The organism is Micromonospora sp. C97 (assembly GCF_018070385.1).
In the GTDB taxonomy this organism is placed as follows: domain Bacteria; phylum Actinomycetota; class Actinomycetes; order Mycobacteriales; family Micromonosporaceae; genus Micromonospora; species Micromonospora parva.
Genome location: NZ_JAGPXU010000033.1, coordinates 64,834 through 71,001 on the forward strand (window position 1 = coordinate 64,834; position 6,168 = coordinate 71,001).

The window sequence follows — 6,168 nt, forward strand, 5'->3', positions numbered from 1 at the left end:
TCGGCCGGGTGCACCCGCGTGGCGTGACGCCCACCGCAGGTGGACCCACTCGTCAGGCGGCCGGAGCGCTCAGCGGCTCCACTGCCGGGCCAGCCGGGCGCCCAGTTCGCGCAGCCCGTCCGCGGGTCGGCTGAGCGCGGCGTCGAGCCCGCCGCCCTCCTCGCCACCGAAGTGCTCGACCAGGCTGTACGCGTCGGTCACCCCGGCCGAGGCGGCCTCCCGCCGGCCGGTGCTCACCTGCCCGGCCACCACCACGCAGGGAACTCCCCGGTCGCGGGCGGCGCCGGCCACCCCGGCGACGACCTTGCCGCGCAGCGACTGGTGGTCGAACGACCCCTCACCGGTGACCACCAGGTCGACGGTGTCCAGTGCGGCGTCGAGCCGGGTGGCCCGGGTGACCAGGCCGATCCCCGACTCGCAGGTGCCGCCCAGGGCGAGCAGCGCCGCGCCGATCCCGCCGGCGGCCCCGCCTCCGGGCAGCGTGCCGAGCCCCGTCGGGCAGCCGGCCAGGTCGCGTTCCAGCACCGCCGCGAAACGCTCCAGTGCCGCGTCGAGCAGCAGCACGTCACCGCGGTCGGCGCCCTTCTGCGGGCCGAACACGTTGCTGGCCCCGTGCAGGCCGAGCAGGGGATTGTCCACGTCGGTGGCGGCGACCAGTCGGACGCCGCGCAGCCGGGGCGCGCCGTCCAGCGCGTCGACGGCGGCGAGCGCCGCCCCGCCGTACGGCAGCGCGGCACCGCCCGGGTCGAGCGGCGTCACGCCCAGCGCGGCGAGCATTCCGGCACCGGCGTCGTTGGTGCCGGAGCCGCCCAGCCCGATCACCACGGTGCGGGCACCACTCTCCACCGCTGCGGCCACCAACAGACCCAGCCCGTACGAGGTGGTGGTCTTCGGGTCGCGTTCGGCTGCCGAGAGCAGGTGCAGCCCGCACGCCTGCGCGCTCTCCAGATAGGCGGTCGCGCCGTCGGCGGTGAGCAGGATCTCACCGGCCGCCGGCCGGCCCAGCGGGTCGACCGTCGACACCGGCACCCGCCGACCGCCGAGGGCTTCGGCGAGCACCTCCACGAAGCCTGGCCCGCCGTCGGCGAGCGGCCGGATCAGCAGATCGTCTCCGTCGGTGACGGTGCGCCAACCGTCGGCGACGGCGGCGGCCACCTCCGGTGCGGACAGGGTGCCGGCGAACTTGTCCGGGCAGAGCAGCACGCGCATGCCGAGCAGTGTGGCAGCCCACACCGAGCGAAGCTGCGTCGCGCCCGCGCTGTGGGAGCATGGATTACGTGACTTCGACCTGGGTGGAACCCTCCAACACGGCGACGGCTCTGCTGCTGCTCGGCCGGGGCAGCGACCCCGACACCGAGCGCGGCGTCGAGTGTCCGGGCGACCTGCCGGCGCCCAGCGATCCGGATCTGGTGGCCCGAGCCACCGCCGCGAAGGCGAAGCTGGGCAGCAAGGTCTTCGTGCTGGGGCACCACTACCAGCGCGACGAGGTGATCCAGTTCGCCGACGTGACCGGCGACTCGTTCAAGCTGGCGCGGGAGGCCGCGGCCCGCCCGGACGCCGAGTACATCGTCTTCTGCGGCGTGCACTTCATGGCCGAGAGCGCCGACATCCTCACCACCGACAGCCAGCGGGTGATCCTGCCCGACCTGGCGGCGGGTTGCTCGATGGCGGACATGGCGGTCCTGGGTCAGGTGGAGGCCGCCTGGGACACGCTGACCGAGCTGGGCATCGCGGGTGACACCGTGCCGGTGACGTACATGAACTCGTCGGCCGACATCAAGGGTTTCGTGGGCCGCAACGGCGGGGTGGTCTGCACCTCGTCCAATGCCAAGCGCGCCCTGGACTGGGCCTTCGAGCAGGGGTCGAAGGTGCTCTTCCTGCCGGATCAGCACCTGGGCCGTAACACGGCGGTGCTGGAGATGGGCCTGTCGCTGGACGACTGCGTGCTCTACGACCCGCACAAGCCCGGTGGTGGGCTCACCCCGGAGCAGCTGCGCGACGCCAAGATGATCCTCTGGCGGGGGCACTGCTCGGTGCACGGCCGGTTCACGCTGGACAGCGTCAACGACGTGCGGGAGCGGGTGCCCGGGGTCAACGTCCTGGTCCACCCGGAGTGCCGGCACGAGGTGGTCACTGCCGCTGACTACGTCGGCTCCACCGAATACATCATCAAGACGATCGAGGCGGCTCCGGCGGGCTCGGCGTGGGCGCTCGGCACCGAGCTGAACCTGGTCCGCCGGCTCGCGTTGGCGCACCCGGACAAGCAGATCATGTTCCTGGACAAGGCCGTCTGCTACTGCTCGACGATGAACCGGATCGACCTGCCGCACCTGGTCTGGGCCCTGGAGGAGCTGGTCGCGGGCCGGGTCGTCAACCAGATCACGGTGGACGCCGACACCGCGCACCACGCCCGGGTCGCGCTGGATCAGATGCTCGCCCTGCCTGGCGCGGACACTCCTCCGCCGGCGGTGTCCTGATCACGATCCGTAGCGTTCTTGGTACGCAAAAGTGCCGGATCACCGATTAATGCCACACACGCCGATGTGACCGAGTCCTTTTTCGTCACCGAGGGCTATGCTGCCCAAGCGACGACACACGCGGGCCGTTTGGATATGGCCGCATCCGGGGTAGCGACAACGTTCAGGCGCCCCACCATCAACACGGCAGCACCGACGCGCTGGAGGTTGCGTTGACCGACGACGTCCTGGTTGTGCACGGAGGCACTCCGCTCGAGGGGCGGATCCGCGTGCGCGGCGCGAAGAACCTGGTATCGAAGGCGATGGTCGCCGCGTTGCTCGGCGACAGCCCGAGTCGGCTGTTCGACGTGCCCAAGATCCGCGATGTCGAGGTGGTGCGAGGTCTGCTCGGCCTGCACGGCGTCAAGGTCACCGACGGCACCGAGGACGGCGAGCTGGTCTTCGACCCGGCGAACGTGGAGAGCGCGAGCACCGACCAGATCAACGTGCACGCCGGTTCCAGCCGGATTCCGATCCTGTTCTGCGGCCCGCTGCTGCACCGTCTCGGACACGCGTTCATCCCGGATCTCGGCGGCTGCCACATCGGCCCGCGCCCGATCGACTTCCACCTCCAGGCGCTGCGGGAGTTCGGCGCCACCGTCGACAAGCGGCCGGAGGGCTTGCACCTGTCCGCGCCGAACGGGCTGCACGGCACCAAGTTCGCCCTGCCGTACCCGAGCGTCGGCGCCACCGAGCAGGTGCTGCTGACCGCCGTGATGGCCGAGGGCGTCACCGAGCTGCGTAACGCCGCGGTGGAGCCGGAGATCATCGACCTGATCTGCATCCTGCAGAAGATGGGCGCGATCATCAAGGTCCACACCGACCGGGTGATCGAGATTCAGGGCGTGCCCAAGCTGCACGGCTACACCCACCGGCCGATCCCGGACCGGATCGAGGCGGCGAGCTGGGCGGCCGCCGCCCTGGCGACCCGTGGTCACGTCGAGGTGCTGGGCGCACAGCAGGCCGACATGATGACCTTCCTGAACATCTTCCGTTCGGTCGGTGGCGAGTACGAGGTCACCGACGCCCGCGCGCCGAAGCTGGGCGACCCCGGCCAGGAGGGCGGCATCCGCTTCTGGCACCCCGGCGGTGAGCTGAACGCGGTGGCGTTGGAGACCGACGTGCACCCCGGCTTCATGACCGACTGGCAGCAGCCGCTGGTCGTGGCGCTGACCCAGGCCCGCGGCCTGTCGATCGTCCACGAGACGGTCTACGAGCAGCGGCTCGGCTACACCGAGGCCCTGAACTCGATGGGTGCCAACATCCAGGTCTACCGGGACTGCCTCGGCGGCACCCCGTGCCGCTTCGGCCGGCGCAACTTCAAGCACTCCGCGGTGATCGCCGGGCCGAGCAAGCTGCACGCCGCCGACCTGGTCATCCCGGACCTGCGGGCCGGGTTCAGCCACCTGATCGCGGCGCTCGCGGCCGAGGGCACCTCCCGGGTGTACGGCGTCGACCTGATCAACCGAGGCTACGAGGACTTCGAGGCGAAGCTCGCCGACCTCGGCGCGCACGCCGAGCGTCCGTAAGTACCGACACACTCTTCACGCCCGGTGCACCGCGATGTGCACCGGGCGTGGACCGTTGGCTACCCTTGCCGCGTGCCGTCGCTCTTTCGCCGCAAGTCCACCGACCTCGTCGACGAGGCCGTCACCTCGGTGACCCCCGAGGAGACCGCCGAGCGTCCCCGGGGTTACACCCCGGCCAAGGGTCGGGAGACGCCCAAGCGGCCAACCGTCGGCCGCCGCCCGGCCGGTCCGAGCCGCCCCCTCACCAAGGAGGAGGAGCGGGAGCGTCGCCGCCAACTGCGCGCTGAGGCCGCGGCGGAGTTCCGCCGTGAGGGTGGCCCCCGCGACCGTGGCCCGGAACGGCTGCTGGCCCGCAACGTGGTCGACTCCCGGCGTACCGTCGGCACCTGGTTCTTCGGCGGCGCGCTGATCGTGCTGATCGGGTCGAACGCGGCCATGCCGGCGCCGGTCCGGTTGATCTCCAACCTGCTCTGGGGCGCGCTGGCGCTGGGCGTGGTCATCGACTCGGTGCTGATCTGCCGCAAGATCAGCAAGCTGATCCGGGAGCGCTTCCCGAAGTCCGACCAGCGGATGGGCTCGCTCTACCTCTACGCGGTCATGCGGTCGATCACCTTCCGCCGGATGCGCGCTCCGGCGCCCCAGGTCAAGCTGGGCGACAAGGTCTGACCCCGCCGCCCCAGCTCCGCGGGATATCGGCGAAACTGCCGCCTCAGACATCTTCGAGGCGGCAGTTTCGCCGTATCTGCGCGGATCCTGCGGTGCGTTCATCATGCTGAACGGGTTGCCGTTGTTCGCCAGAGCGAACGTTCGAACCCATGGAGCGAAGGCATGCCTCCGGAACCGGCTGCCCCGCTGGCCACCATCGCCGCCGCCCTGCGCCGGGAACGGGAACGGGTCGGCATCTCGCTCACCGAACTGGCCCGCCGGGCGGGGGTGGCCAAGTCCACCCTCTCCCAACTGGAGTCGGGCAGCGGCAACCCGAGCGTGGAGACACTCTGGTCCTTGGGCGTCGCCCTCGGCGTGCCGTTCAGCCGGCTGGTGGAGCCGGTGGACGACGTCGTACGGGTCATCCGGGCGGGAGACGGGTCGCACGTCCGCTCCGAGCAGGCCGACTTCAGCGGAACGCTGCTCAGTGCCGGTACGGCGCACCTGCGCCGGGACGTCTACCTGATCCGGCTGGAACCAGGGGCGATCCGAACCGGCCAGGGACACACCCCGCGCAGCATCGAGCACGTGGTGGTCGCCGCCGGTCGACTGCGGGTGGGGCCCGAGGGCGCGTCGGTCGAACTCGACCCCGGCGACTACGCCACGTTCCCCGGCGACGCCCCGCACCACTACGAGGCGCTCGCCGCCGGCACGTTCGCCGTCCTCATCATGGAACATCCCTGACCCGCTGCGGTGACTCCCGCCGGAGCCGGGTGGTCGTCGAGTGCGGTAGGGTCGGAGGCCAGATTCGGTTATAGGCCTAAATGTCCGAAACCAATGGGATAACGTTTGCGCCGGTGGGCGGCGCCACAGTGGCGGTGAGCGAGCCCACGCCGTTACCCTCCATCCGCAGCCACGGCCTGCCGGAGCGGCGACCTGACCGGCTCGTGCGGCCCCAGCGCGACAATTTGCAACGAGGTGACAACGCGTGAGCGAGCGGACGCGAGCCGGCCACCGGGGCGTGGCAGGCGGCGACCGGACGCCCAGCGGTCACCCGGCAGCGGCTGCGGACATCTCACTCCCGGCGAGGATCGGCCCGGCGGCCGGGTGTGGCGACGGGCTCGCCGGATGAACGGCCGCTACACCGACCGGTGGCCAGACCCGAACGAACCGGCCTGGGTGATCGAACCGACCACCGAGTGGCACCCCCAGTTTCCCGGCCAGCGCTACCCCGGCGACATCGGCATGCCGCACCAGCCGCCACCCCGTGGGCGGGCGACGGTGTCCGGCCGCGCCGAGGTGCCGCCGCTCGCGCCCACCCGCCCGGACGGCACCTACCTCGGCCGGTCGTGGTCCGACGAACCACCGGCGGAACAGGCACCCCACGGCCGGTCCTGGGTGGACGACGAGCCGGACGGGGCACCGGCCTACGGCCGACTCCGCGACGACGAGCGCTCGGCGTACGGGCGGCCCGACAG

The 6,168-nt window shown here is 71.5% G+C and carries 5 protein-coding genes and 1 pseudogene; 5 read left to right on the forward strand and 1 reads right to left on the reverse strand.

The features are described 5' to 3' along the window. Positions 1-69: 69 nt before the first annotated feature. Complete coding sequence (locus tag KBX26_RS28820) at positions 70-1,209, reverse strand: glycerate kinase (RefSeq protein WP_030337970.1); 1,140 nt, start codon at positions 1,207-1,209, stop codon at positions 70-72. Positions 1,210-1,277: 68 nt separating this feature from the next. On the opposite strand from KBX26_RS28820, the gene nadA reads away from it, so the two are divergent. The 5 genes and pseudogenes from nadA to KBX26_RS28845 form a co-directional block, all read left to right on the forward strand. Further along, positions 1,278-2,477 carry a quinolinate synthase NadA gene (nadA, locus tag KBX26_RS28825; protein WP_210858810.1) on the forward strand — a complete coding sequence of 400 codons (1,200 nt, stop codon included), beginning with the start codon at positions 1,278-1,280 and terminating at the stop codon, positions 2,475-2,477. Positions 2,478-2,689: 212 nt separating this feature from the next. After that, positions 2,690-4,045, forward strand: coding sequence for a UDP-N-acetylglucosamine 1-carboxyvinyltransferase (gene murA / locus KBX26_RS28830; protein WP_030337972.1), 1,356 nt, complete (start codon positions 2,690-2,692; stop codon positions 4,043-4,045). 72 nt (positions 4,046-4,117) lie between these two features. After that, positions 4,118-4,711 (forward strand): DUF3043 domain-containing protein, encoded by a 594-nt coding sequence (locus KBX26_RS28835; protein ID WP_030337973.1) that lies wholly within the window; start codon positions 4,118-4,120, stop codon positions 4,709-4,711. A gap of 162 nt (positions 4,712-4,873) precedes the next feature. After that, positions 4,874-5,434, forward strand: coding sequence for a helix-turn-helix domain-containing protein (locus KBX26_RS28840; RefSeq protein WP_030337974.1), 561 nt, complete (start codon positions 4,874-4,876; stop codon positions 5,432-5,434). A gap of 384 nt (positions 5,435-5,818) precedes the next feature. Beyond that, positions 5,819-6,168: pseudogene (locus tag KBX26_RS28845) on the forward strand (hypothetical protein); the annotation flags it as partial.